Origin of the sequence: Rhizobium sp. Leaf321 (genome assembly GCF_001423215.1) — a bacterium.
Classification (GTDB): domain Bacteria; phylum Pseudomonadota; class Alphaproteobacteria; order Rhizobiales; family Rhizobiaceae; genus Neorhizobium; species Neorhizobium soli.
In genome coordinates this window covers 398,558-425,020 of sequence record NZ_LMOF01000006.1, presented here as the reverse complement: position 1 = coordinate 425,020, position 26,463 = coordinate 398,558, and the positions used below count along the sequence as shown (strand labels likewise).

The 26,463-nt window shown below is 60.9% G+C and carries 18 protein-coding genes; 6 read left to right on the top strand and 12 right to left on the bottom strand.

Features of this window, described 5'->3' with window-relative positions:
* Positions 1 to 211: 211 nt before the first annotated feature.
* Positions 212 to 1,300, bottom strand: coding sequence for a D-TA family PLP-dependent enzyme (locus ASF70_RS08460; protein WP_062580148.1), 1,089 nt, complete (start codon positions 1,298 to 1,300; stop codon positions 212 to 214).
* Between the two features lie 136 nt (positions 1,301 to 1,436).
* Here ASF70_RS08460 and ASF70_RS08455 point away from each other — a divergent pair, with 136 nt between their 5' ends.
* Entirely contained in the window at positions 1,437 to 2,300 is an 864-nt protein-coding gene (locus tag ASF70_RS08455) for a MurR/RpiR family transcriptional regulator (protein ID WP_062579003.1), read from the top strand.
* Positions 2,301 to 2,318: 18 nt separating this feature from the next.
* On the opposite strand, the gene ASF70_RS08450 is transcribed toward ASF70_RS08455, so the two are convergent.
* The 7 genes from ASF70_RS08450 to mscL all read right to left on the bottom strand — a co-directional run bounded on the left by ASF70_RS08450 (position 2,319) and on the right by mscL (position 8,969).
* Positions 2,319 to 2,714: a RidA family protein gene (locus ASF70_RS08450; RefSeq protein WP_082471826.1), complete on the bottom strand. Its 396-nt coding sequence runs from the start codon at positions 2,712 to 2,714 to the stop codon at positions 2,319 to 2,321.
* Positions 2,715 to 2,831: 117 nt separating this feature from the next.
* The gene (locus tag ASF70_RS08445) at positions 2,832 to 4,592 is read right to left on the bottom strand and encodes a GGDEF domain-containing phosphodiesterase (RefSeq protein ID WP_162237961.1); all 1,761 of its coding nucleotides are present in this window, start codon (positions 4,590 to 4,592) and stop codon (positions 2,832 to 2,834) included.
* A gap of 171 nt (positions 4,593 to 4,763) precedes the next feature.
* Positions 4,764 to 4,967, bottom strand: coding sequence for a KTSC domain-containing protein (locus ASF70_RS08440; RefSeq protein ID WP_062579001.1), 204 nt, complete (start codon positions 4,965 to 4,967; stop codon positions 4,764 to 4,766).
* 170 nt (positions 4,968 to 5,137) lie between these two features.
* Positions 5,138 to 5,905, bottom strand: a complete 768-nt coding sequence (locus ASF70_RS08435; RefSeq protein WP_062579000.1) for a polysaccharide deacetylase family protein — start codon at positions 5,903 to 5,905, stop codon at positions 5,138 to 5,140.
* Positions 5,906 to 6,025: 120 nt separating this feature from the next.
* Positions 6,026 to 7,060, bottom strand: coding sequence for a UDP-glucose 4-epimerase GalE (gene galE, locus ASF70_RS08430; protein WP_062453878.1), 1,035 nt, complete (start codon positions 7,058 to 7,060; stop codon positions 6,026 to 6,028).
* Between the two features lie 165 nt (positions 7,061 to 7,225).
* Positions 7,226 to 8,401 (bottom strand): pyridoxal phosphate-dependent aminotransferase, encoded by a 1,176-nt coding sequence (locus ASF70_RS08425; protein ID WP_062578998.1) that lies wholly within the window; start codon positions 8,399 to 8,401, stop codon positions 7,226 to 7,228.
* A 124-nt stretch (positions 8,402 to 8,525) separates the two neighbouring features.
* Positions 8,526 to 8,969, bottom strand: coding sequence for a large conductance mechanosensitive channel protein MscL (gene mscL, locus ASF70_RS08420; RefSeq protein ID WP_062578996.1), 444 nt, complete (start codon positions 8,967 to 8,969; stop codon positions 8,526 to 8,528).
* Between the two features lie 187 nt (positions 8,970 to 9,156).
* Here mscL and ASF70_RS08415 point away from each other — a divergent pair, with 187 nt between their 5' ends.
* Together ASF70_RS08415 and opgC are read left to right on the top strand one after the other, a co-directional pair.
* Complete coding sequence (locus ASF70_RS08415) at positions 9,157 to 12,678, top strand: PAS domain-containing hybrid sensor histidine kinase/response regulator (RefSeq protein ID WP_062578994.1); 3,522 nt, start codon at positions 9,157 to 9,159, stop codon at positions 12,676 to 12,678.
* A gap of 206 nt (positions 12,679 to 12,884) precedes the next feature.
* Positions 12,885 to 14,129, top strand: a complete 1,245-nt coding sequence (opgC, locus tag ASF70_RS08410; protein ID WP_062578993.1) for an OpgC domain-containing protein — start codon at positions 12,885 to 12,887, stop codon at positions 14,127 to 14,129.
* 72 nt (positions 14,130 to 14,201) lie between these two features.
* Here the strand turns inward: opgC and ASF70_RS08405 are convergent, their stop codons facing one another.
* The 4 genes from ASF70_RS08405 to ASF70_RS08390 all read right to left on the bottom strand — a co-directional run bounded on the left by ASF70_RS08405 (position 14,202) and on the right by ASF70_RS08390 (position 20,015).
* Positions 14,202 to 16,415, bottom strand: coding sequence for a 3-hydroxyacyl-CoA dehydrogenase NAD-binding domain-containing protein (locus ASF70_RS08405; RefSeq protein ID WP_062578991.1), 2,214 nt, complete (start codon positions 16,413 to 16,415; stop codon positions 14,202 to 14,204).
* A gap of 15 nt (positions 16,416 to 16,430) precedes the next feature.
* Positions 16,431 to 16,814 (bottom strand): cupin domain-containing protein, encoded by a 384-nt coding sequence (locus tag ASF70_RS08400; protein ID WP_062453884.1) that lies wholly within the window; start codon positions 16,812 to 16,814, stop codon positions 16,431 to 16,433.
* A 2-nt stretch (positions 16,815 to 16,816) separates the two neighbouring features.
* Positions 16,817 to 18,025 (bottom strand): acetyl-CoA C-acetyltransferase, encoded by a 1,209-nt coding sequence (locus ASF70_RS08395; RefSeq protein ID WP_062578989.1) that lies wholly within the window; start codon positions 18,023 to 18,025, stop codon positions 16,817 to 16,819.
* 196 nt (positions 18,026 to 18,221) lie between these two features.
* On the bottom strand, positions 18,222 to 20,015 hold the full coding sequence (locus ASF70_RS08390; RefSeq protein WP_062578987.1) for an acyl-CoA dehydrogenase C-terminal domain-containing protein: 1,794 nt from the start codon (positions 20,013 to 20,015) through the stop codon (positions 18,222 to 18,224).
* Between the two features lie 485 nt (positions 20,016 to 20,500).
* Here ASF70_RS08390 and ASF70_RS08385 point away from each other — a divergent pair, with 485 nt between their 5' ends.
* The 3 genes from ASF70_RS08385 to ASF70_RS08375 all read left to right on the top strand — a co-directional run bounded on the left by ASF70_RS08385 (position 20,501) and on the right by ASF70_RS08375 (position 26,406).
* Entirely contained in the window at positions 20,501 to 24,415 is a 3,915-nt protein-coding gene (locus tag ASF70_RS08385; protein WP_062578986.1) for a peptidoglycan-binding protein, read from the top strand.
* Positions 24,416 to 24,667: 252 nt separating this feature from the next.
* Positions 24,668 to 25,594 carry a sulfite exporter TauE/SafE family protein gene (locus tag ASF70_RS08380; protein WP_062453888.1) on the top strand — a complete coding sequence of 309 codons (927 nt, stop codon included), beginning with the start codon at positions 24,668 to 24,670 and terminating at the stop codon, positions 25,592 to 25,594.
* Positions 25,594 to 26,406, top strand: coding sequence for a TIGR02186 family protein (locus ASF70_RS08375; RefSeq protein WP_062453889.1), 813 nt, complete (start codon positions 25,594 to 25,596; stop codon positions 26,404 to 26,406). Before ASF70_RS08380 ends, ASF70_RS08375 begins: the two co-directional genes overlap by 1 nt.
* Positions 26,407 to 26,463: the final 57 nt, after the last annotated feature.

Here is a 26,463-nt window from a genome sequence, read left to right as displayed (position 1 = left end):
ATTTTGGTGTAATTTATTTTCTTCATAATGCGTCAAACCCAGCTGAAGTCAACGAATTTCCAGAATATGCACCAATTTGTGTAATTTATTTTCTATAAGTCTAAATTCGGGGAAATTTTCACCTCCACCGCATTTCGCGCTCCGAACATGAAAAAGGGCGCCCGAAACAGGCGCCCCATTTTCATTCGGTCCGTAACGATCGATCCGGCGGTTACCAGACGGTGCCGCGCGCATCGACGTTTTCGACCCTCGTCACGATGCCGTTCCGGTGAAACACCATCCGGTCGAACAGGTTGGTGACGACGCAGGTGTGGTTCGGCACGACCTTCACGATCTGGCCGATCTCCGCAAACGGCACTGCACAGCCCGAGAGATCGACCACCGCATGTTCTTCGGACAGCGATACGATCCGCGCGCCCTCGAAGCCGACGAGTGAGCCGTAGTCGGAAAACCCGAGCAAATCGGATGTCAGTGCCTTCGAGCCGCAATCGAGCACCGCCCGGTCGGGCGCCGGCTTCGAAACGACCGTTGCCAGGATATGCATGGCGAGATCATCGGGCGTGCAGTGACCGGCGCGCACCATGCTGCGGTCGTTATAGACATAGGTTCCCGCCCGATGTTCGGTGGCGGAGGGCACCAGATGTGCCGAAAAGAGATCCGGCGAACCGCCGCTGGACCGCACCGGGCATTCGATGCCCTTTCCCGACAGAAGCGACATGGTGGTCGCCATGAACTCCTCGACGGCCTCTGCGCCACCGATGGCCGGGTAGGTCATGATGCCACCGAAGCGCAGGCCGGGCGCCGCCGCAATCTTCTCAGCGAGAGCCACCGCCTGTTCCGGCGTCTGCACGCCGCAGCGTTTTGCGCCCGTATCGCATTCGATCAGGACGGTCAGCGGGCGATCGGCATCGAACGTTGAAGACAGGCCCGACACGGTCGTTTCACTATCTGCAACGACCGCAAGCTTTGCCACGCGCGCATTCAGCGCCTTCAGCCGCGCGAGTTTTACCGGCCCGAGAATGTTGTAGGTGATCAGGATATCGTCGAAACCGGCATCGGCGAACACTTCGGCTTCGGTGACCTTCTGGCAGTTGAGGCCGACGGCGCCGGCTTCGATCTGCTGGCGGGCGACGGCTGCGATCTTGTGGGTCTTGATATGCGGCCGGAACGCCTTGCCCTGCGTATCGCAGTAAGCCTGCACCCTCTCAATATTGGCGGCGAGCCGATCCTCGTCGATCACGGGCATCGGCGTTGCGATCTGATCGAGCGGCGTGCCGGGTTCAGGCCAGGGATAGTTCATGATGTAAACCTCTGTGGGCATGGCTGGTTTCGTTGATGCTTGCCCGCTTTGTGCTATCAGGGCAAGAACTGGTGAAATTCATTTTCACGATCGTGACGTGCTTCGTGTCTGCGCCAATCTTCGAGGAAAGTACCTGATGGATCTGTTTCACGCGCTTTCCGACGAAGACGGCAGGCTCTCGAGCCTGGAGACGAAACTGGCGCAGTTTGCGCTCGCCAATGTCGATTTCGTGGTCAATTCCTCGATCAGCGATCTGGCCGAGCGTGCCGGGGTTTCGCCGCCGACCGTGACAAGGTTCTGCCGCCGGCTGGGCTGCCAGGGCTATTCCGATTTCAAGGTGCAGCTGGCCAAGATGGCCTATGTCGGTTTGCGCTATCTGAAACCGGAAGCGCCGACCGCGACGGTGGAAGAGGTTGCCCAGGACATCATCTCGAAAGCCCAGAACGCGCTTTTCGATTTGCATCGGCAGCTCGACCTTGGCGCAATCGAGAAAGCCGCGCAGATGCTGCGCGGTGCCGACTTCATCCAGGCATTCGGTGCCAGCGGCAATTCCGCGATGGTCGTCAACGAGCTGCACAATCGCCTCTTTCGTCTCGGCTGCCGCATCAATGCATCGAACGACCACAACATGAACCTGATGATCTCGGCAGCAGCCCAGCCCGGCACGGTCGTGTTCGGGTCGTCCTATACCGGCCGCGACATGGGCCTCGTCCAATGCCTCAAGCTGCTCCGCCAACACGGCATTCCCACCATCGTGATGACGCAGCGGGGTTCGCCTGTCTCCGATGCGGCCGACCTGACGATCGCCATCGACATGCAGGAGGGCAAGAACATCTTCCGCCCCACCTCGACCCGCTTTGCCTATCTCGCCGCGATCGACATCCTCGCCAACATGGTCGCCTACGCCGACCGCAACATCGCCCTGAAGGCGCTGCGCAGCATCAAGGAAGAACTGGTGCGCAACCGCGACGGCGACGACCGCCAGCTTCTCGGAGACTGACGGTCGTCATTGACACAATCAGTCGATCGGCTTGTAGGCGATCACGTCCATCTCGACCTTGGCATCGACCATCAGCGGCGACTGTACCGTCGAGCGTGCCGGTGGATGATCGATGAAATGCTTCTGGAACACGGCGTTGAAGCTGGAGAAGTCACGGGCATCGTCGAGCCAGACATTGACCTTCACGACATCGGCCAGCGTGCAGCCCGCAAGCGCAAGCACGTCCTTGATGTTCGCAACGACCCGTTCGGTCTGGGCCACGATGCCACCGGTCACCACTTCGCCATCCACCGTCGGCACCTGGCCGGACACATAGACGAAATCGCCGGCGCGCACGGCCTTGGCGAATGGACGTCGCTGGCCGCCCGCCTGTGCGTCGGCCGCAGCGAGACGTTCGATTTTCTTGTGACTCACGATGCTCTCCGTAATTTATTTTCACCGACCGTGAATCTAGCACTGCCTGGATGCGAATTTCCAGCACCTCGGGGGAATACGAGAAAATTATTTACGGTAGTTAAAACGGCTCGGATATCAGCGACGCCTTGCCGAAGACGCGCGCGAACCGGTCGGCGCCGTCGTATGGCGCTTCTCCAAGCGCTTCTCGACGACATGTGCCGGCTCCGGCCGGCCAAAGGCAAAACCTTGCAACAGGTCAACGCCAAGACTTGCCAACACGTCCGCATGGCCGAGCGTTTCGACGCCCTCGGCGACGACTTCCATGTCCAGCGTCCGGGCGATATCGACCAGTGCGGCGACCAGGCGCTGCTGGGGCAGGCCATCCAGCATGGGCAGGATGAGCTGCCGATCGATCTTGACGCGGTCCGGGCGAAGCTTGATCAACCCGAGCAGTGAGGCATGGCCCGAACCGAGATCGTCGATCTCGATTTCAATCCCAAGCGACCGGATGGCATCGATATTGGCTCTGATCTCCGGTGTGAGCTCATCGAGGAAGATCGTCTCGACCAGTTCGAAACTCACCTGGCCTGCCGGGATATCGAGACGCTTGAGCTTTTCCTCCAAATCAGGATCGGAGAGGCGGGAGGCCGACATGTTGACGGACACGCGCGGCAGAGCAAATCCCTCGGCTTGCCATCGCCTCAAGTCGGCAAGGACGAGGCGCAGCATGATTTCGTCGATTTCGTCGATCAACCCGTTCGTCACCGCCGTCGGCAGAAATGCGCCGGGCGGTTTCAGCTCTTCTCCATGTTTCCACCGCACCAGCGCTTCGAGGCCCTTGATAGCGCGGGTCCGGGCATCGACCTGTACCTGGTAGAACGGCACGAAATTGCCGTTGGTGATGGCGCTGCGCAGCTCGTAGAGGATGTGTTTTTCGGCGATCGATGCGGCTGCCATGGCGGGCGAGAACCATTCGGCGCGGTTGCGTCCGTTTCTCTTGGCCTCATAGAGCGCGAGATCGGAACAGGCGAGCAGTCCGGTGACATCCGACGCCGAGGTTTGCGCCACGCCCATCGAACAGGTGACAACGACATTCTTGCCGTTGAGAAGAACGGGTGACTGTAGCTCGGCGCGGATTTCGGCGACGATCTTCTCCATCGCGTTGAGGCCGCGGTCCATCGAAACGATGGCGAATTCGTCACCCCCCAGCCGCGCCACGATATCTCCCGGGCGGCTTGCCTGCTTCAGGATCGACGCGACATGGGCGATGACCACATCTCCACAGGCGTGGCCATATCGGTCGTTGATTTCCTTAAAGTTATCGACGTCGAGATGGCACAGCGACACGAAGTCCAGCTCACCCCGTTTTGCAAGGCTGGCACATATCGCGTCGAAGCTGCGGCGGTTGAGAAGTCCGGTCAGGTGGTCGTGGTCAGCAGCATAGCGCGCTTCGGCGCGGCTCTGGTCTGCGGCTTCCCGCTCTTCCGCCAGTTGATGGCTTCGCATCACATCGTCGGTGACATCCCATTCCGCGCCGACGAAGCATGGCTCGCCATTCCCGTCGATGAAGAACTTTGCGCGTGAGCGAAGGTGGCGAATGGAGCCATCCTGGCGGATGATCCTGAACTGTGACGCATAGTCTTCGCGGTTTTCGATTGCCTTTTCGAAGTGCGCATTGGCGGCATCTCGGTCGTCTGGGTGGACGCATTCGAGCCACACCACATCCGTCGGACCCTTCGGGACACCGTAGAGTTCCTGTAGCTGCTCATCCCACCGGGTCTGGTTCTTGCGCAGATTGTGCTGCCAGATGCCGATACCGGAAGCCTCCAAAGCAACATTCAACTGGCGCAGGAGGTCGTCCAGTTCGTTGTTCGTCCAGATGCGTTTGTTTTCCATGGCTTGCTCTGCCGACATCAGTGGCGACGACAATAACAGCCATTACTTAGCGAATACTAAAACAATGTGCACGTGTTATTATGAGGGAGCTCTACCCTTTAAACACCGGCGATCCGCGTCAGCGAGATAGCTCAGGCCGTTCGCGACCGCCGCGCGACGCCGTTTCGGCGATCAACCGAACATCGGGAACTTGGAACGTATGTTTTCGATGTAATACTGTCCTGGCGACCGGGACCCTGCCAATTGCTGGAACACCTGCACGGGTACCGTCTCGAATTCGCGAATTTGCCCGTTTTTCATGAACAGCCGGAGACGCTCTGCACCTTCATCATAAGCAGCAGCATCGAAGAGAGATGAGTTTAGCTCTGCTTGCATAATCGCACTCCTTGAACGGAGACAATAATGCAGTGCAGCATAAAAATTGCAAGAAAATTTAAGCTTAATTAAGTAATCGAGATGCTCACGCTCTCTTCGTTGCTTTCACATCGAATTCGGAGGAACTAGCAATTTCCGAGCCCTACTTTTGAGGCTGATCCCGATCCACCTCAAAACAATCCAGGCAGCTTGGCGGTCGTCTCATGGTCGCCTGAGGCCTCGAAATCAGAGAGGCGAACGAATTCTGCGCCTCTGTTTTTCAGATCAACCAGTGCACGAGCGACCCCCTCGCCGGCGGCATGAGTCGGCTGGTTGATGTGTGAAATCACCACATCGCCATCCTTGGCAGCAGCAATCCGCTTTTCGGCAGCCGCGGCGCCGAGGAGCGAGCCATCATCGCCGTTCAGCGAATAGCCGGCGATCTTGAAACCCATGGCCCGGATCTCCCGGATGGCCGAGAGATCATATTTTGCCGTCGCGCCGCGGAACCAGTGCGGTCTAGGAAGACCGGCTGCAAGCATGGCGTCGGCCCCTCGTCCCACCTCGCGGCCGACAGCTTCAGGCGAGCCTGCGGCCGGTATGCCATAGATCGCGACCGGAATATCGACTGCGGGAATGTGGTTCTCGCCGTGATTTTCCAGCTCGAAGAGATCGCTGTTTTCACGCAGAACAGCGACGGTTTCCGGATTGTGCTTCAGCCACCGTGACGTGACGAAGATCGTTGCGGGAATTCTTTCACGAACCAGCGTGGTCAAAATACGCTCGTCGGCCTTGCCCATGCAGGCATCGAAGGTAAGGGCAACACGGATGTGTTTCGCATTTCCCGCAGGCGCCACCGTCAGACGCGGCTCGACCAGTTTCTGAACCGCCAGAGTGTCTGCTTTCGCCAAAGGCGCAAGACAGCAAAGGAGGATAGCGGCGGTGGACAAGAGGCGCATGGTCAGTTTCCGCAGGATCAGGTTGTTCCAGGATCCCGCTTTTAATCCCCTGCACGCCATTCGACCATGCGCATTCTCACGTATCAGCAATGCGGCTGCATCACTGCATCTTGCTTGCGCTCAGAAGCTCGCCGACGCGAGCCGGGTGCGGATTGCACGGATGCTTTCCGGACGGCGATCGCCCAGTTCCCGTTCCCAGCGGATTGCGGTTTCGACGATCAGGTCGAGATCGTCGTGGCGCGGGGTCCATTCAAGAAGGCGCCGGGCGAGCGTCGCATTGGCGACGACGCTTGCTGCATCGCCCGGGCGACGCGGGCCGTAGTTGATGTCGAACCCGCGGGCTCCGGCTTTCTTGACCGCTTCGAGCACTTCCAGCACCGAATAGCCGCGCCCATAACCGCAATTGGCAATCAGCGGTTCGCCGCCACGACGCAGATAGCTCAGTGCCTTCAAGTGCGCTTCGACCAGATCGGTCACATGGATGTAGTCGCGCACACCGGTACCATCGGCTGTCGGATAATCGGTGCCATAGACATCGACGCCGCGGCGCTTGCCGAGAGCCGCCTCGCAGGCGATCTTGATGAGATGCGTCGCACCTTCCGTGGAAAGACCGGTGCGCCCAAGCGGATCAGCACCGGCGACGTTGAAGTAGCGCAGCGCGACGAAGCGGAAATCATGGGCTGCAGCCGCATCGCGCAGCATCAGTTCGGACATCAGCTTGGATTGACCGTAGGGGTTTTTCGGCAGCGTCGGCGCGCTTTCCAGAACCGGCGTGTCATCCTTCTGATCGCCGTAGACGGCGGCGGTGGAAGAGAAGACAAAATGCTTGATGCCCGCTTCGACGGCGGCTGCCGCCAGGAAGCGGGTCTTGCCGGTATTGTTCTCGTAATAATCCAGCGGATGCGCGACCGATTGCGGCACGACGATCGAGCCTGCGAAATGCAGGATAGCGTCGATGTCATTTTCAGCAAAGATCTGCTTTAAGATGATGGAATCGCCGACATCACCCAGATAGAAGCGCGCCTCGTCCGGAACCGCCCAGCGAAAGCCTGTCGACAGCCGGTCGAGCACGACGACATCCTCGCCAGCGTCGAGCAGCGCCCAGACCATGTGACTTCCGATATACCCTGCACCACCCGTGACCAGAACAGCCATTTTCTCGCCCCTGCTTTTTTCTTTCGCAGAGAGAAACACGGCCGCTCTTCAGCAAACCTTACCGCCGGGCGGGGCCGCCGGGTTTAACGCGGAACACGGAAAACACGGCGTTCAGGCGATCGATAAAATTTTACAGACCGCCCTCTTTGCGGTGATGGAGCGGGGTTAGAGGCGCTTGATATAGTCCGCCAACCGACCGGCGGCTTCTTCGACATGGGCCGAATTGCGCAGAAAACAGGCCCGCAGAAACAGTTCGCCACCCTCTCCGAAGGCAGAACCGGGCGCCAGCGCCACGCCGATCTTGTCGACGATGTCCATTGCCGTCAGGCGGCTGTCGGTTACGCCATCCACCTTCAGGAAGGCGTAGATCGCGCCATCCGGTTTCAGCGTCTGCACGCGGTTGGTGGCGATCAGCGCATCGCAGAGGATATCGCGGCCGGCGACGGCGCGGGCCACGTTCTCGTTGACGAAGCCATCGCCTTCGTTCAGCGCCACGACCGCGCCGCGCTGCATGAACTGGGCAACGCCCGAATTGGAATACTGGATGAGGTTTTCGATCACCTGTCCCATTTCCGGCGGGGCCACCAGCCAGCCCATGCGCCAGCCGGTCATCGACCAATTCTTGGAGAAGGAGTTTGCGAAGATGATCCGATCGCCCTCTTCCATGATGTCGAGGAAGGACGGAGCCCTTGCCGCACCACCGTAGTAGTAACGGGCATAGATCTCGTCGGCGATGATCCAGATCCCATGTTTGCGGGCGAGCGTCAGAATGTCTCGGAGATCATCAAGCGTTGCCGTCCAGCCGGTCGGGTTGGCGGGCGTATTGATGAAAAGGCCACGTGTCTTTGGTGTGATCGCAGCGTCCAGCGTGTCGAGATCGAGAGACCAGCCGCCGCCGGTAAAGGCAAGCGGCAGGCCGATGGCGGAAGCGCCGGAAATCTCGATCGCGGAGATGATGTTCGGCCAGGTCGGCGAGAGGTAGATCAGTTCATCGCCCGGCGAGGCGATCGCCTGCACGGCCATCATGATCGCATGCATGCCGGAGCCGGTGACATAGAAATGCTCTGACGACAGCGTCTTTGAAAAATGACGCGTGTAATAGTCTGACAGTGCCTGTCGCAGTTCGGGAATCCCGCGCTGCCAGGTATAGAAGGTCTCACCGCCCAGAAGCGCGCTCGATGCCGCCTGATTGATGAAATCCGGGCTTGGCAGATCGCCCTCGCCGGCCCAGAGCGGTATCAGGTCGCGGCGGCCACCGGCGCGGGCGTGATTGATGATCTCGACAATACCGCTTTCGGGAGTGGAGACGGCGCGCGGGCTGAGACTTGCAATGATCGACATGGTTCCTGAACATTTCCCTATGCTTTAATTCTGTTTAGCGCAGAGAACTCGGAAAATCCCATGACAATCCGTGGATCGGCGATCGTTTTTCTTGATGGATCGCCGATCTGTTGACGCGGTTGGGTTACCGGATCGGGTTACCCGTCTTCAGAAGGTCGCGGATTTCCGAAAGCAACTGGATATCGGCCGGCGGCGGGGCCGGTGTGGCGTCCGCAGGCTTCTTTTCTTCCATGGCGCGGAGCTTGTTCACGCCCTTGACCATGAGGAAGATGATGAAGGCGAGGATGAGAAAGTTGATCGCGACCGTGATGAAGCTGCCATAGGCGAAGACCGCGCCCTGCTTGCGGGCTTCTTCCAGCGAGGGCGCTGTGACCGCACTCGACAGCGCCACGAAGTAGTTGGAAAAGTCGAAGCCACCGCCTGTCACGGCACCTACGACCGGCATGACGAGATCGTTGACCAGTGATGTGACGATGCCGGTAAAGGCGCCGCCGATGATGATGCCGACGGCGAGATCGACGACATTGCCCTTGGCGATAAAGGAACGGAATTCGGAAACAACGGACATAGCATTACCCCTGCTGCTCGGGTTGTTGATCCGCCCCAACATAGTGCATCACCACTTGCTGAAAAGGTGAAAAAGACAGAGACTTAAAGATGACCAGGCATTGGACTTTTTGCCAATGCCGCGGCGATTTGCAAACCCTTGCTTTTGACCTAATCTCATCCGCGTCGCGGCATTGCGGGGAGGAGACATGCTTTCGGGCTGGGTGATCATCGTCGCCGCTTTCGCCTATATCCTGCTGCTGTTTGCGGTCGCAAGTTATGGCGACCGGAGAAGCCGCGTCGTGGGCGTGCCGAAGATCGGCCGGCCCGTGGTCTATGCGCTCAGCCTGGCGATCTACTGCACCTCGTGGACCTATTTCGGTGGCGTGGGTCTGGCTTCCCGTCGCGGGATTGAATTCCTCGGCATCTATATCGGCCCGATCCTGATGCTGACATTGGGCATGCCGCTGATCCGACGCATCGTTGAACTCGCGAAAGCCGAGAAACTGACCTCCGTCGCCGACTTCGTCGCTGCCCGCTATGGCAAGAATTCGACCGTGGCGATGATCGTCGCCATCATCGCGCTGGTGGCCTCCGTGCCCTATATCGCGTTGCAACTCAAAGCCGTGTCGAGTTCGGTCGCCGTGATGGTCAATCCCTCCGACTACGGGATTGGCAGCGGCAACCTGCATTTCATCGATCTGGCCTTGATCGTGACACTGCTGATGGCCGGTTTCGCCGTCATGTTCGGCACACGCCATACGGATGCGACGGAGCATCAGGACGGTCTGATCCTGGCAGTGGCGATGGAATCCGTCGTCAAGGTCTTCGCCTTTGCAACCGTTGGGCTGACGGTGCTGTTCGTGCTGTTCGACGGTCCTGCAGACCTGATGGCCAAGGCTGCCGACAACCTCCTGATCACCTCGGCACTGTCCTACGAAACGCCCCTCAGCCGCTGGCTGATTTTGATACTGCTCTCGGCCTTCGCCATCCTGCTTCTGCCTCGACAGTTCCATGTGACGGTCGTGGAAAACCGCACGGACCGGGAACGCAAGGTCGCTTCGTTTCTGCTGCCGATCTATCTCGTCGCGATCAACCTGTTCGTCCTACCGGTGGCGATTGCCGGACTGGTCACGTTCGGTGGAACCGGCAATGCCGACCTCTACATTCTCACGCTTCCGCTCCACGGCAATCTGCCGGTCGTGACGCTGATCACCTTCATCGGCGGCTTTTCCGCCGCAACCGCGATGGTGATCGTCGAATCCGTCGCACTGTCGATCATGGTGTCGAACGACATCATCATTCCTGTCTTCCTGCGCCGCAAGCTGATGGCGGCACGCTCGGCGCATGGGGGTCGTGCCGATTTCACCCGTGCACTTCTCAATATCCGACGGCTCGCGATCTTCGCCGTGCTGCTTCTCGGCTACGGCTATTACCGCATGGCGGACACCCAGTCGGGTCTTGCCTCGATCGGCCTTCTGGCGTTTGCGGCGATCGCGCAGGTGGCACCCGCGCTGTTCGGCGGGCTGATCTGGCGCCGGGCCAATGCCCGAGGCGCAATCCTTGGCATGTGCCTCGGGTTTGCGGCCTGGGCCTATCTGTTGTTCGTGCCGAGCCTCGGCGGACCGGACAATTCCCACATCGCCGCGGCCGTGCTGAATTTCCTGATCCCCGGCACCGGCATATTCTCCGGTCCCGAAACCGATCCCCTCGTCAACGCGACGATCTTCAGTCTGGCGCTCAACATGCTGGCTTTCGTGCTCGGCTCTCTGTCACGCAATCCACGGCCCGTGGAGCGTTTGCAGGCCGGAATTTTCGTCAAACGGCATCTGCGCTCGGAATTCGCGACCCGCGGCTGGAAGACCCGTGTCAGCGTGGGAGACCTCAAGGCGACGATAGCCCGCTATCTCGGCGAGGAGCGCATGCAGCGTTCGTTTTCCCATTATGAGCGCACCGCGGGACGCCGGTTCGAGGACGACCAGCCGGCCGACATGGCACTGGTGCATTTTTCCGAACAGCTGCTGGGAAGCGCGATCGGTTCTTCCTCGGCACGGCTTGTCTTGTCGCTGATCCTGCAGAAGGCCGAGGATGCCAGTGCCGACACCGCCTTCCTGCTCGATCAGGCGAGCGAGGCGCTGCAGTATAATCAGGACATGCTGCAGACGGCGCTTTCGCAGATGGACCAGGGAATTGCCGTGTTCGACAGTGCCGACCGGCTGACGATCTGGAACCGGCGTTTTCGCCATCTTCTCGACCTTCCCGACCAGGTCGGCCAGGTCGGATTTCCGCTCTCAGATATCGTGGCGATGCTTTCGGACCGGGGTGACATTCCTGCAGACGAACAGGCGGATGTGGTCAACCGGTTCAAGACGCTGGATGCGTCGTTCTCGCTTGTCGTTGCAAGCGGCGAGCGGATCATCGAAGTGCGCACCAACCCGATGCCGGATAGCGGCATCGTTGCAACCTTCACCGATATTTCCGACCGTGTTGCGGCGGCAAAGGCGCTGAAACAGGCGAATGAAACGCTCGAACAGCGGGTGACAGAGCGCACCTCAGAGCTAACCCGCGTCAACCATGCACTGGGCCAGGCGCGTGCCGAGGCCGAGGAAGCCAATATCGGCAAGACACGTTTCTTTGCCGCTGCCGGCCACGATATCCTGCAACCGCTCAATGCCGCGCGGCTGTACTCATCCGCACTGGTCGAGCGCATGACGCCTGCCGACCGCAACGGTCCGCTGGTGCGCAACATCGATTCCGCGCTCGAATCGGTTGAGGCGATCCTTGGGGCGGTACTGGATATTTCGCGGCTCGACACCGGGGCAATGAAGCCGCAGCTTGAAACCATCGCCCTCGACGACCTGTTGCGCCGAATCGCGACCGACTATGAGCCGATGGCGCGCGAGAAGAACCTGACCTTCGTGGTGATGCCGACCTCACTCAGGGTTCGCTCCGACGCCAATCTCCTGCGCCGGCTGGTGCAGAATCTGGTGTCCAACGCGATCAAATACACAATCAGCGGCAAGGTTCTGGTCGGCGCGCGGCGGCATGGCGGGCGAGTATCGATCGAAGTGCACGACTCCGGCATCGGCATTCCGGCAGCCCAGTTCGAGACCGTGTTCAAGGAATTCGCAAGACTCGACGAAGGGGCGAAAACCGCAACCGGTCTCGGCCTTGGTCTTTCCATCGTCGACCGTATCTCGCGGGTGCTCGACCACCCCGTGCAGCTTGCATCGCGGCCCGGTCGCGGAACCATCTTCAGGGTGGATCTGCCGCTCGACGCATCGGTCGCGCGACCGGCGAAAGCCTCCGAGCGGCCTGAACGGCGCAAACGCTCGCAGCCGCTGACCGGGCTGAGGGTTCTGTGCATCGACAACGAGCCGAAGATTCTGGAGGGGATGGCGCTGTTGATTACGGGTTGGGGTTGCACGGTCAGGGAAGCGCAGTCCATCACGGCGCTGGACGAAATCACCCGTTCGGGTGAGCCGGCGCCGGATATCATTATCGCCGATTATCATCTCGATGACGGCGACGGGATCGCGGCGATTCAGTCGCTGCGTGCCGCTTACGAGGCCGATGTTCCGGCCCTGCTCATCACCGCCGATCGGTCCGCGGATGTGCGCAACGAGGCCGAGAAACACGGCATTTCACTCCAGCACAAGCCGGTGCGACCGGCCGCGCTGCGCGCTTACCTCACCCAGATCGCCGGTCAGCGGCGTCTCGCGGCGGAATGACGCAAACTGCTTAAAAAGCTGTTCATCGAATAGTCATCACAGACTGTTTACGGTTGAAATGTCTGAACGTCAGATACAAAGCGAGTGTCGCTCGGAACTCTCCGGCGCGTCGCGACGTTTAGGCGCGTGACTTCCCGGCCCGAAGAGGCCTTACGGACCGAAAGGCACGAGGCCATCGGAACCGGTAGAGACGGAGACCGCGACCGATGAAACGATTCGAGATCATTGACGGGATGCGGGGATATTTCCTTGTATTTATGGTTCTCAACCACCTGATATTTGCCGGTGGCTACTTCCTGGTCAAAATCAACCACAACCAGCTTGCTTTTGTCGAGGATGCGCAGGGCTTCGTGTTCCTGTCCGGCCTGATGATCGGCATGGTCTACGCCCGCAAGATGATGAAAGGCGGATATGCCGCCGGTCGCACTGCGATCTACAGCCGTGCCTTCGAGCTCTATCGCTATGCGATGGGCATCGTGATCGCCGTGCTGGTGGCGCAGATGCTGCTGCCGGGGGCCTATTCGGTCTGGTTCAACTGGCTTGGCTACACCAATTTCGACGATCCGCTGCGTCTCGCTGCGATCGCCACCTTCCTATACCAGCCGACCTTCATGGACATCCTGCCGCAGTATATCGTCTACATGCTGTTTGCACCGATGCTCATCAAGCTGGTGCTTGATGACAAGTGGCACTACGTGGTCGCCGCCTCGATCATGATGTGGATGGCCGGACAGCTGGGTCTGCATCAGATCGCAACGATCCCGATCAATGAGCTGATCATGGGTTCGGACGATCAGGGCATCCGCGTGTCGTTCAACCTGTTCGGCTGGCAGATCGTGTTCTTCTCGGGCCTCGTTCTCGGTGCGTTGACCTCGTCCGGTAAGATCAACTGGGGCAAGATCCTGTCGCCAGACAACACGTTCATCCCCAAGGTGGCGCTGGTGCTGGTGATGTTCTTCCTGCCGCTGCGCCTGATTACCGCCAACGAGCTGATGCCGGCCTACATGATTGGCAAGTTCGCATCGATGGAAATCCGCGCCGATTTCGGTCCGGTCTATCTCCTGAACTTTGCTGCCATGGGTCTTCTTGTCACCTGGCTGCTGGTTGCAGGTCCGCAGCACAAGACAAACTGGGTGCGCAACATCGCGTCTGCCGTGACCTGGGTGTTCACCCTGCGGTACCTGCGCCTGCTCGGCCGCCACTCGCTTTATGTCTACGTGTGGCACGTCGCGATCGTCTACTTCGTCTACTACTTCGATGGTCGTACGCCGGAACTCGGCGAGTGGACGAAGACTGCGATTGCACTGACCGCCGTCGGCCTTCTCTCGATCCCTGCCCTATGGCGCGAGCGCGACAAGTTGCTCGGCACGGCGGAGCCGGCACCTGCGAAGACCCTGAAGTCGCCAAAGCCGGCGGCCCAGAGCGTTCCGCAGCAGATGGTCATCCGGTAAAGACGACTATCGTTCGCATACAAAAAAGGGCGGCTCCAAGCCGCCCTTTTTCATGGTCGCTTGACGGCGACGTCAGGCCGCCTGGCCGATTTTCGCATAAGGGTCGAACCGACCGTAGAAGGTCTCTCCGTTCGCCGCCATGTCCTTGAGCAGCTGCGTCGGCTTGAAATGGCTGCCATATTGCGCGGCCAGCTTTTCGGCGAGTTCGACGAAGGTCTTCACGCCCATGCCGTCGATGTAGGACAGCGTGCCACCCGTATAGGGGGCAAAGCCGAAGCCGAGGATGGAGCCGACATCGGCTTCGCGCGGATCGGTGACGATGCCTTCCTCGACGGTGCGGGCGGCTTCCAGTGCGATCGTCACGAGGAAGCGCTGCTTCAGCACGGTAACGTCGACATCTCGGGCCGGCTTTTGCGGATAGAGATCCTTGAGGCCGGGCCAGAGCGATTTTTTCGCGGGCTTGGCGGGGTAGTCGTAGAAGCCCTTGCCGTTCTTGCGGCCGCGGCGATCGAGCACATCGACCATGTTGTCGATCAGCGCCATGTGTTCCGGCTTGACCGAGTTGGGGCCGAGATCGGCGATCGAGGCCTTCATGATCTTCTGGCTGAGATCGACGGCCACTTCGTCGTTGAGAGACAGCGGGCCGACCGGCATGCCGGCCATCTTGGCGGCATTCTCGATCATGGCTGCCGGCACGCCTTCGGCCAGCATGTCATAGGCTTCGTTGATATAGCGGAAGACGCAGCGGTTGACGAAGAAGCCTCTCGTGTCGTTGACGACGATGGGCGTCTTCTTGATCTTGCCGACGAAATCCAGCGCCACGGCAAGTGCCCTGTCGCCCGTCTTTTCGCCCAGGATGACTTCGGTCAGCATCATCTTTTCGACCGGCGAGAAGAAATGCACGCCGACGAACTGGTCCGGACGCTTGGAGTTTTCCGCGAGGCCCGAGATCGGAAGGGTGGAGGTGTTCGACGCGAAGATCGTGGTTTCCGGAATGACGGCTTCGACCGCTTCGATCACGGCCTTCTTGACCTTGCGGTCTTCGAACACCGCCTCGATGACGAGATCGGCATCGGCAAGTGTCGAATAGTCCGGCGTGGCGGTGACGAGCGAGAGGAGCTTTTCGCCCTCCTCCTTCGTCAGTCGACCCTTGGCGACGCTGTCGGATACCAGCTTTTCGGAGACGGCCTTGCCCTTGTCGGCTGCTTCCTGGCTCTGGTCGATCAGCACGACGGGGATGCCGGCGGCAGCCGTCACATAGGCAATCGAGGCACCCATGAAGCCGGCGCCGACCACGCCGACCTTCTTGAATTCGCTTTTTGGAACGCCTGCCGGACGACGGGCGCCCTTGCCCAGTTCCTGCATCGAGATGAACAGCGAACGGATCATCGAGAAGGCTTCGGTGGTGCCGAGGATCTGCGTGAAATAGCGCTGCTCAACCTTGAGCGCCGTATCGAAGGGCAGCTGAAGCCCCTCATAGACGCATTTGAGGATGGCGAGCGCGCCCGGATAATTGCCTGCCGTCTCGCGGCGCAGGATCGCGGGAGCCGCCGGGAAGAGCTGGGCAGCCTGTGGCGTCCAGACACCGCCGCCGGGTGCCTTGAAGCCCTTTTCGTCCCACGGAGCGACGGGCTTCAAGCCATCCTTGATCATCTGCTTTGCAGCGGTCACGAGCTGATCGGGTTCGACGACCTGATGCATGAGACCCATCGCCTTGGCGCGTTGCGGCGTCAGCGTCTGACCTGTTGTCATCATTTGCAGGGCGGACTGGGCATCGGTCAGGCGCGAGACACGCTGCGTGCCGCCGGCGCCCGGAAAGATGCCGACCTTGACTTCAGGCAGCGCAAGCTTGACCGACTTGGAATTGGCGACGACGCGACCGTGGCAGGCCAGCGACAGCTCGAGAGCGCCGCCCATGCAGGTGCCGTTGATGGCCGATACCCAGGGCTTGCCATTGGTTTCGATGGCGCGGAACAGCCAGGTCATTTGCCCTGCAACCTCGAACAGCTTCTGCTTGGCGGTAACCGGGTCCTGTGCGGTCGCTTCCTGCAGCATGGAGAACATGCCGCGGATCATGGTGAGGTCGGCACCGCCGGAAAACGAGGATTTGCCGCTGGTAAAGACGACGCCCTTGATCGCGGCATCCGCGACCGTTGCATTCAGGATCGCGTCGAGTTCTTCCAACACCTCGGCGGTAAAGACGTTCATCGACTTGCCCGGCATGTCCCAGGTCACGACAGCAATGCCGTCGGCGTCGGTTTCGATGGTGAAGTTGGTGTAGGTCATTGGGTTCCTCCCCTATCAGGCCGACAAATGGCTGCGCTGGGTTTCCAACGTCCTGGTCTTTTCGACCACGACATCGCCGGTGTGCTTCGTCTCGGACGGCTCGAACAAGAGTATCCAGCACTCATCGGCCGCGACCGGATTGTGCTCGACGCCCTTCGGAACGACATGGAAGTCGCCTGCCTTCATATGAACATGCGGCCGGTCCCGATATTCGATCGTGAGTTCGCCCTTCCAGATGAGGAACAGTTCGTCCTCGTCGCGATGCGAATGCCAGGTCAGATGATCCTTGACCTTCGCGACCTTCACGCTCTGTCCGTTGAGATCGGCAATGACGCGTGGCGACCAGTGGTCGTCAACATGCGCAAATTCGTCTTCGATTGTACCGGTATTGAAGCTCACGGTCAGACCCTCTCGATCACGGTAGCAGTACCCATGCCGGCACCGATGCAGAGCGTGACCAGTGCGGTGTTGAGATCGCGGCGTTCGAGTTCGTCGAGAACGGTGCCGAGGATCATCGCGCCGGTGGCGCCGAGTGGATGCCCCATGGCAATCGCGCCGCCATTGACGTTGATGATGTCGTGGGAAATGTCGAACGCCTGCATGTAGCGCAGCACGACGGCGGCAAAGGCCTCGTTGAGTTCGAACAGGTCGATATCGGCAATCGTCATGCCGGTGCGGGCCAGCAGCTTTTCGGTGACGTCGACTGGGCCGGTCAGCATCAGCGCCGGGTCGGAGCCGATGTTTGCGAACGCGCGGATACGGGCGCGCGGCTTGATGCCCATGCTTTCGCCGCCGGCCTTCGAGCCGATCAGGACGGCGGCGGCGCCATCGACGATGCCAGACGAATTGCCGGCGTGGTGGACGTAATTGATCTTTTCGATTTCCGGATGCGCCTGAATGCCAACGGCTTCGAAGCCGCCCATTTCGCCGGGCATCTGGAACGAGGCATTGAGCGAGGCCAGCGCCTGCATGTCGGTGGTGGGCCGCATATGCTCATCGCGGTCGAGAATGGTCAGGCCGTTCTGATCCTTGACCGGGATCACCGAGTTCTTGAAATAGCCCGCATCCCAGGCTTTTCCGGCGCGCTTCTGGCTTTCGACGGCATAGGCATCGACGTCATCGCGGGAGAACCCGTATTTCGTCGCGATCAGATCGGCCGAGACGCCCTGCGGCATGAAGTAGGACGGGAAATTGACCGAAGGGTCCATGTACCAGGCGCCGCCGGACATGCCCATGCCGACGCGCGACATCGACTCGACACCGCCGGCAATGACGATGTCGTCGGATCCGGCTGCGATCTTGCCGGCGCCGAAATTGACGGCGTCGAGGCCCGATGCGCAGAAACGGGAGATCTGCATGCCGGGCGCCCGGGTCGAATATCCCGCTTCGAAGGCTGCGGCCTTGGGGATGACGGCGCCGCTATCCATGACCGGATCGACGCAACCCATGATGATGTCGTCGACGGTTCCCGTATCGAGCCCGTTGCGATCACGGATGGCTTCGAGGGTCTTTGCCGCGAGACGGACGGCCGGCACTTCGTGCAGCGAGCCGTCCTTCTTGCCGCGACCGCGCGGCGTGCGCACGTGATCGTAAATGAAGACTTCGGTCATGGTGTCATCTCCCTTGGTGGCAAATTACATTGCCTTTGTTTCACTGCGGGAGAGAAGACCCCTCCCAAACCCTCCCCACAAGAGGGAGGGCTTATCCCGCCGCGCCGCCGATGTTCAATCGGGACGAGCAGTCGCTACACATTTTCTCCCCCCTTTGAGGGAGATGGCCGGCAGGCCAGAGGGGGTAGCCAACGCCTCAGAACGCCTCGGCGGCCAGTTCCATCATGGTGTCTGCGCCGGCCTCGATGCGCACCTTGCGCAGCGCGGTTTCCGGCATGATACGCTCCATATAGAACTTCGCCGTGACGAGCTTTGCTTTCAGGTACTCTTCGCGCGGGTCCCCGGCGGCCAATGCGGTTTGAGCTGCCTTCGCCATCTTCGCCCACATGTAACCGAGCGTGACGAGGCCGAACAGGTGCATGTAGTCGGTCGAGCCGGCACCGGCATTGTCGGGCTTGGCCATGGCGTTCTGCATGAACCACATTGTCGAGGCCTGCAGGTCGTTCAGACCCTTCTTGAGGCCCTTGGTGTAGAGAACCATCGCCTCGTCGCCGCGGTTTTCCTCGCAGAAATCACCGATTTCCTTGAACATGGCCATAACGGCGCGGCCGCCGTTAAGCGCCAGCTTGCGGCCAACCAGATCGAGCGCCTGAATGCCGTTGGCGCCTTCGTAGATCATCGCGATGCGGGCATCGCGGACATACTGGCTCATGCCCCATTCTTCGATATAGCCGTGGCCGCCGAAGACCTGCTGGGCCATGACCGCGTGATCGAAGCCCTTGTCGGTCAGCACGCCCTTGAGGATCGGCGTTGCAAGCCCGAGGAGATCGTCCGCGTTCTGGCGTTCCGCTTCGTCCTGCGAGCGGTGGGCGATATCGGATTTCAGCGCCGTCCACAAAACAAAGGCGCGGCCGGCCTCGTTGAAGGCCTTGATGGTCATCAGCGAGCGGCGGATATCCGGATGGACGATGATCGGGTCAGCCTTCTTGTCCGGCGCTTTAGCGCCAGAAAGCGAACGGCCCTGGATGCGTTCGTTGGCATAGGCGACGGCGTTCTGGTAGGCGGTCTCGGCGATCGACAGGCCCTGCAGGCCGACACCGAGGCGGGCTTCGTTCATCATCACGAACATGGCCGAGAGACCCTTGTTCTCGGCGCCGATCAGATAGCCCGTGGCATCGTCGTAGTTCATCACGCAGGTCGAATTGCCGTGGATGCCCATCTTCTCTTCGAGCGCACCGCAGCTGACGCCGTTGCGGGCTCCGAGCGAACCGTCATCGCCCACCATGAACTTCGGCACGATGAACAGCGAGATGCCCTTGGTGCCTTCAGGCGCGCCCTCGATCCGGGCGAGAACCAGATGCACGATATTGTCGGTCATCGAGTGTTCACCGGCGGAGATGAAGATCTTCTGACCGGAGATTTTGTAGGAGCCATCATCCTGCGGCACCGCCTTGGTGCGCAGCAGACCGAGATCGGTGCCGCAATGGGGTTCGGTGAGGTTCATGGTGCCTGACCAAGTACCGCCGACCATGTTGGGCAGATAGGTGGCCTTCTGCTCGTCCGTGCCGTGGACGAGGATGGCGGCGATCGCCCCTTGCGTCAGGCCGGGATACATCATCAGCGACATGTTGGCCGACGACATGTATTCGCCGACGGCGGCATGCAGTGTGTAGGGCAGGCCCTGGCCGCCGAACTCTTCCGGTACGGCCAGGCCGATCCAGCCGCCCTGGACATACTGGTCATAGGCCTGCTTGAAGCCGTTGGGCACCAAAACAGTGCCGTCGTCGTTGCGGGTGCAGCCTTCCCGGTCGCCGGAAAGGTTGATCGGGAACAGGGCCTCTTCGGCCACTTTCGCCGCTTCGCCGATGATCGCCTCGATCATGTCGGGCGTCGCATCGGCAAAACCCTGCAGGTTGCCGTAACGCTCCAAGCCGAGCACATCATTCAGAACGAAAAGTGTATCGTTTACCGGTGCCTTATAGACGGGCATCGTTATCCATCCTCCAGATTAGCCTGACGCTTCCTCCCGGGCATCGCAGCCCGTCGTCTCCTGCACTTACTTAATTGACGTTCGCGTAAACGTCAAACAGTTGGAGGCTCATATCGCGAGCCGATTTTGACCCGGCGTTAGCATCACCTAATAGGTGCTTTCGCCTGCACTGCCGAGGAAGTCGCGCCCGCCGCGCTGCATCACAGTGATAGCATCGTGGAAACCCGTGTCATCCGGGCAAACATGCGGAATCGTGGCAAAAAGGTTAAGATCTTAACGAACATTAACGATTTATTTACTACGTTTCTGGAAATAGTGGGGACTACGGGAGGTCAGTCAAATCCATCCAACGAATGAGTCGTTCTTTCATAAGGCAAGCCTTGCGTAAGAAATGTCTAATATGGATGTGATTCACCGGTGCCAATAGGCGGCGGATGAGGCTGAAACCGAGCGTCGGCAGGTAAAACGCGGAAGCGAGCGAGCACATGAACGGATCACGATCGAATCCCAACCGCCCGGGCGAACGCTCCTCTCTTGACGCCCTAAACCGTACGATCGAGGGCCTGGAGGCCCGAATCGAGGATCTGATGTCGGGCGCCGGGCGCGAACGCCGCCAGCCCGCTTCCGACCCGCGCCTCGAAAAACCGGCGTCCGTGCAGCCCCCGCAGATGCAGAGGCCAGCGGCGCCTCGCTTTGCAGACCCGCTGGCGGAAATCCGCGAGCGACAGCGCATGCTGGGATCGGCCCGCGAGCGCATGGCAAGCGCACAGCAGTCGCATGCGGCCGAACCGGTCCGCCAACCCGTCCAATCACCACTCCGCGAAAAGATCACGCCGCCGGAAGCGTATCGTCCCAGCCAGGAGCGCCGTCCGGCTGCACCGGTTGCGGCAACTACCACCGAAGTTTCTGCGAGCCGCTTCGAGCGTGCCGTCGCAAGCCGCGATATGCAAATGCGGGAAACCCGCCAGCAGGCGACCGATGGCGCCTCCATGCGCGAAATCGCCGAAGCGCTGGTCGGCTTGCGTCACGAACTGAAGCAGGACATCGCCGAAGGCGTCGCCCGCGAGATGGGCGCACTGCAAACCGAAATCCGCTCGATCCGCTCGATTGCCGAAGATCATCGCGGCACCGAAGACCTGCGCGGCGATTTCTCCCGTCTTGCCGACAGCATTAGTCAGCTGGGCTACAGCAATTCTCCCGATGCGGAGGCCCTGCGCGCCGAGTTCGAGGAACTGCGCAATGTCATGGCCCAGGTCATGGATGGCGTGGCACGCGAAGATTCCGTGCAGCGCATGGAAAGCCGCTGGCAAGGGCTGGAAGAGCGTATCCACGGGCTTGAGCCAGAGCTTCTGCGCGACGAGGTTTCGCAGCTCGCCTACCGGATCGACGACATCAAGACCCAGCTTGGCGGCATGAACGACAGCCCCGCGCTGCGCGCGCTGGAGCAGAAGCTGATTGCGATCGCGACCGCGATGGAGCAACTCGGCAGCCGCATGCAGCCATCCGACGAACTGCTTGCCGAGCAGTTCACCATTCTCGACGAGCGTCTCGACGAAATCACTCGCGCCGTTGCCGCCGGCAGCCGTGCTTCGGCTGCAGCCACGCTCGACCAGGCTTTCATGCAGAAGCTCGACGGCCGGATCGTCGCTATCGCAGAGCAGGTCGATCAGATCAGCCAGGCTGCTGCCGATCCGAGCGAGATGCTGTCCGGACGGATCGAAGCGCTGACCGCGCGGATCGAGGAACTCTCCGACGAACAGGCCGCCATGCGGCTGGAAGAGCGGCTCGACCAGCTTTCGGTCATGCTGACGCAGGCGCAGAAGCCCGCCTATCAGACCGAGCTTTCCGACCACCTCGCCGATATCTCGCGCAAGATCGATGGTCTTGATCACAACTCGATCAACGACATGCTGGGCGAGCGGCTGGATGATCTCGCCCGTCGTATCGACGAGATCGAATATCGCCCGGCGCCTGCCACCGACGAGCGGGCCTTCGACCGGTTGGAAACCCGGCTGACCGACATCGCCATGCGACTGGACGAAGCAGCCAGCGCACCGCGCGGAGACGAAAACGCCCTGCGTAGCCTGGAAGACCAGATCGCGCATCTTTCGAGCCTGATCAGCGAGCCGCAGACATCTTCGGCCAGTGCGCTACCTGATGGTTTCGAGCATCGGTTCTCGGCAATCGAAAGCTACATGTCGACCAACGACGAGTACATTCTGGAAGCCGCACGGCAGGCCGCAGAAGCCGTCGTCGAGGCCTATTCGCGCAATACCGGGGCCGGCGGCATGGCCGTCGCGTCCGGCGACATGGCAGCCCTTTCAGCCCTCGCCGACGATCTTCGCCATCTTGAAGAGCTGACCCGTGGCACGGAAACGCGCAGCCATCAGACGTTCGAGGCCTTGCACGGAACGCTGGTGCAGATCGCCAATCGTCTGGACACGCTGGAAGACAGCATTTCCACGGCCCGTTTCGAGCCCGCCTATCGCGATGCGCCGGCCAATCGCGAAGCCCAGACCGACCAGCCGCTTCGCCATCCCAAGATGCCGGCCACAGCGCAACTGTCCGTTCCAGCGATGGAATTTGCCGGCGCCGAGGACCGCAATGTTGCTTTGGCAGATGCGCCCGTCGAAACCGACGAGGTCGTCGTGCCCCCTGCAGCCGCGCGGGAAGAGCCGGCCAAGCCCGGTCTGCTGGCCGGCCTCTCGAAGCGTTTCAAGTCGGGCACCCGCGATGCAGGCGAAAAGCCGGCCCGCACCGTCATAGAGCCAACGCCTTCGATCGATCCAGCCGACATTCTCCCAGCCGGCCGTGAAAACGACCTGCTGGAGCCGGGCTCGGGCGCTCCCGACGTCAAAAAGATCCTCGAGCGCGTGCGTGCCAGCCAGGCCGCCGGCGATTTCAGTGGCGAGAAACCCGGAACGGCCGACAAATCGGACCGCGCTGACTATATCGCCGCTGCCCGTCGTGCAGCCAAGGCCGCAGCACAGGAGACGGATCCCTCTCAGGTCAACGCAGTCAAGAGCGTTCGCTCAGCCACCAAGTCGCAGACCACGTCGGTTGCCGGCACGCCGTCCGAAAAGACCGGCATGTTTGCCAAGTTTTCGCAGCATCGCCGCCCCATCCTGATGGCCGTCGGCGCCGTGCTGCTGGTGATGATGTCGATGCAGGTGGTCAAGAACGTGACCGGAAGCAGCGACAGCGCGCCCGAACAGGCTGCCCTCGAAGCCCCGGCTCCGGTCTCCGTGCCGGAAGAGACTGCGCAGGCTCCGAGCGCACCAGTCGAAGCTCCCGCTCCTGTCGACACCGCTCAGGCCCCGGCCGAAAGCCCTGCAGCCAGCGATGGTGACGGACAGGATGTGGCAGCGACGCCGCCTCCGGTCGCGCCCGACGCCGCGACAAACCACCTGATCGATCCGGTTCCCGCAGCCGGAGACCTTGCTTCAATGCGTCCGGCCGCCGAAGCTGCTCCGGCACCTTCAGAAGACGCCGGCTTCACGGCACAAGCGCCGGCTGCCGCCGAAATCGAGGCACCGGCTCCGATCGTCGTGCCTGTCGGCCTGGAGCCGAAATCGCTTGCCGACGCCGCATCGTCGGGCGATGCCAACGCGCTGTTCGAGATTGCCACCCGCTTTACCGAGGGACGTGGCGTCAAGACCGATCTCGCAGAGGCGGCAACCTGGTACAAGCTTGCCGCCGACCGTGGTCTTGCGCCTGCCCAGTACCGCATGGCGAACATGTTCGAAAAGGGAACGGGCGTCGAGCGCAACCTCGGTGAAGCCGTTCGCTACTATCAGCTGGCCGCCGAAGCCGGCAATGCCAGCGCCATGCACAACCTCGCCGTTCTCTACGCGTCCGGTGCCACGGGCCAGCCTGACTACACCCAGGCCGTCAAGTGGTTCACCCAGGCCGCCGACCACGGTGTCGCGGACAGCCAGTTCAACCTTGCCATCCTGTTTGCCCGCGGCAACGGCGTGAAGCAGGATCTGGAAGAGAGCTACAAGTGGTTTGCCGTTGCGGCAAAGGCAGGCGACAACGACGCCGCCCAGAAGCGCGACGAAGTGGCGAATGCCATGCGCAAGGAACAGCTGGAAAGCGCCCGCGCCAAGGTCGACCTCTGGAAGGTGATGACACCCGAGCCGCGGGCAAATGCCGTTGTTGTTCCGGATGAATGGGCTGCCGGCAAGCGTCTTACCACCGCATCTGTTGACATGGAAAAGGCCGTCCGCAACATCCAGGCGATCCTCAACAAGAACGGCTTTGAAGCCGGACGGCCGGACGGCAAGCTTGGGGCCAAGACGGTAAGCGCAATCAAGTCGTTCCAGTCCTCGATCGGCCAGGAGCCTTCCGGCCGCATCAACGACGCACTGGTTCGGGAATTGCTGGCACGCAACAAGTAGCCAGCAACCCGTAAGACGACCAATCCGGTCGGGCTGGGGACTATCGGCCACGCCCATTGGAAAACGCTGAAGCTGCTGTTTTCCCCGCGGATTCACGAATTGACACCCCGGCAGGCCAAGCGCATGACGGGGTGTCCTTCATGCGCGGTTCATCGCGTCTGTGAAAGGGTTCCCCAAAGCCAGAGCGACGGCCATCTTGAATGCGTGCCGCCTGCAACGGCGTTGTCTTTTTCGACGTGTCGAGGTTCAGCCGTGACTGTCTACCTGCCGATTGCAGAGCTTTCGGTGAACATCTTCATCATCCTCGGCATGGGTGCAGCTGTCGGGTTTCTGTCCGGCATGTTCGGCGTCGGCGGTGGCTTCCTGATCACGCCGCTTCTCATTTTCTACAACATTCCACCCGTCGTTGCCGTGGCAACCGGCGCCAACCAGGTCGTTGCCTCCTCGATCTCGGGCGCGATCACCCATTTCCGGCGCGGGTCGCTGGATATGAAACTGGGCACGGTGCTGCTTGCCGGGGGCCTTGTCGGCGCGACGGTCGGTGTGTGGATCTTTTCCTGGCTACGGCGCATCGGCCAGCTCGACCTGTTCATCTCGCTTCTCTATGTCGTGCTTTTGTCGACGATCGGCGCGCTGATGCTGCAGGAGAGCCTGAGAGCCATGCGGCGGGCAAAGAACAACCAGCAGCTTCCGCTGAAACGCCCGGGCCAGCACAACTGGGTGCACCGCCTGCCCTTCAAGATGCGGTTCAAGAAGTCGAAGATCTATCTCTCCGCCATTCCGATCCTGGTGCTCGGTTTCGTCATCGGCGTCCTCACCTCCATCATGGGCGTCGGCGGCGGCTTCATCATGGTGCCGGCGATGATCTATCTCCTGCGCATTCCGACCAATGTCGTGGTCGGCACCTCGCTGTTCCAGATCATCTTCACCACCGCCTATACGACGATGGTTCAGGCGGCGACGAACTACTCCGTCGATATCGTGCTTGCGACGATCCTGATGATTGCCGGCGTGATCGGCGCCCAGTACGGCGTGCGCGTCGGCCAGAAGCTGCGCGGCGAACAGCTGCGCGCGCTTTTGGCGCTGCTGGTTCTCGCCGTCGGCATCCGTCTTGCGATCGGCCTGATCGCAACGCCGAGCGACGTCTATTCGGTGGCCGTCGGAGGACTGTCCTACTGATGCGCAGGCTGATCCTCTCCCTCCTTCTTCTTCTCTCATTCGGATTGTCGCTGGCAACGCAGGTCGCGGCCCAGACGCCGTTCGACACGGCCTCGCCGATCAAGGAAGGGCTGGAGATCGGAGCATCGTCGAGCGAGATTGCCATCACCTCGGATTTCCGCGGCGCCGACCTCACCATCTTCGGGGCCATTACCAATCCGGACGAGCTGCTGCTTGCGATCGGTCAGTACGATATCGTCGTGACGCTTGAAGGTCCGCGCGACTATGCCACCGTGCGGCGCAAGGAACGCGTGCTCGGGATCTGGATGAACACTCAGGCGATGACGTTCGAACAGGTGCCGGAGAGCTATTCGATCGCCAGCACACGCCAGCTGAACGACCTCGATCACCAGGCGCCGTCCTTCAACAACATCGGGGTCGGCATCGAACACCTGCCTCTCAACCCCACCGGCTACATTCCGAATTCCGGTCTGATCAGCGATTTCCGCGAGGCCTATCGCCGGCAGAAGCTCAACAGCGGGCTTTACCAGCGCGACACGAGCGGCGTGCGCTTCGTCTCGTCCAGCCTGTTCCGCGCCTCGTTGCGGCTTCCAGCCAACGTGCCCGATGGCGTGCACATGGTCCACGCCTATCTGTTCAAGAGCGGCGACCTGATCTTTCAGCGGGAGATGCCGTTGCGCGTGGTCAAGACCGGCCTGGAGCAGGCGATCACCGATGCAGCCCACGAGCGTCCGATCGCCTACGGTCTGTTCTGCGTGCTGATCGCTGTCGTAACCGGATGGGGCGCCAGCATCATCTTCCGCAAGGACTGATCGTCTAACAAATTCGCCGGAACGGTTTCCAATCCTCTCCTCACGCCCTAGTTAGGG

What these genes read in the sequence shown, in the direction of transcription:
- opgC (WP_062578993.1), top strand. Translation starts at nt 12,885, where the DNA reads ATGAAACGATTCGAGATCATTGACGGGATGCGGGGATATTTCCTTGTA.
- ASF70_RS08425 (WP_062578998.1), bottom strand. Translation starts at nt 8,401, where the DNA reads ATGTCGATCATTGCAAGTCTCAGCCCGCGCGCCGTCTCCACTCCCGAA.
- galE (WP_062453878.1), bottom strand. Translation starts at nt 7,060, where the DNA reads ATGGCTGTTCTGGTCACGGGTGGTGCAGGGTATATCGGAAGTCACATG.
- ASF70_RS08395 (WP_062578989.1), bottom strand. Translation starts at nt 18,025, where the DNA reads ATGACCGAAGTCTTCATTTACGATCACGTGCGCACGCCGCGCGGTCGC.
- ASF70_RS08390 (WP_062578987.1), bottom strand. Translation starts at nt 20,015, where the DNA reads ATGCCCGTCTATAAGGCACCGGTAAACGATACACTTTTCGTTCTGAAT.
- ASF70_RS08405 (WP_062578991.1), bottom strand. Translation starts at nt 16,415, where the DNA reads ATGACCTACACCAACTTCACCATCGAAACCGACGCCGACGGCATTGCT.
- ASF70_RS08375 (WP_062453889.1), top strand. Translation starts at nt 25,594, where the DNA reads ATGCGCAGGCTGATCCTCTCCCTCCTTCTTCTTCTCTCATTCGGATTG.
- ASF70_RS08440 (WP_062579001.1), bottom strand. Translation starts at nt 4,967, where the DNA reads ATGCAAGCAGAGCTAAACTCATCTCTCTTCGATGCTGCTGCTTATGAT.
- ASF70_RS08385 (WP_062578986.1), top strand. Translation starts at nt 20,501, where the DNA reads ATGAACGGATCACGATCGAATCCCAACCGCCCGGGCGAACGCTCCTCT.
- mscL (WP_062578996.1), bottom strand. Translation starts at nt 8,969, where the DNA reads ATGTCCGTTGTTTCCGAATTCCGTTCCTTTATCGCCAAGGGCAATGTC.
- ASF70_RS08415 (WP_062578994.1), top strand. Translation starts at nt 9,157, where the DNA reads ATGCTTTCGGGCTGGGTGATCATCGTCGCCGCTTTCGCCTATATCCTG.
- ASF70_RS08460 (WP_062580148.1), bottom strand. Translation starts at nt 1,300, where the DNA reads ATGAACTATCCCTGGCCTGAACCCGGCACGCCGCTCGATCAGATCGCA.
- ASF70_RS08445 (WP_162237961.1), bottom strand. Translation starts at nt 4,592, where the DNA reads ATGGAAAACAAACGCATCTGGACGAACAACGAACTGGACGACCTCCTG.
- ASF70_RS08435 (WP_062579000.1), bottom strand. Translation starts at nt 5,905, where the DNA reads ATGCGCCTCTTGTCCACCGCCGCTATCCTCCTTTGCTGTCTTGCGCCT.
- ASF70_RS08455 (WP_062579003.1), top strand. Translation starts at nt 1,437, where the DNA reads ATGGATCTGTTTCACGCGCTTTCCGACGAAGACGGCAGGCTCTCGAGC.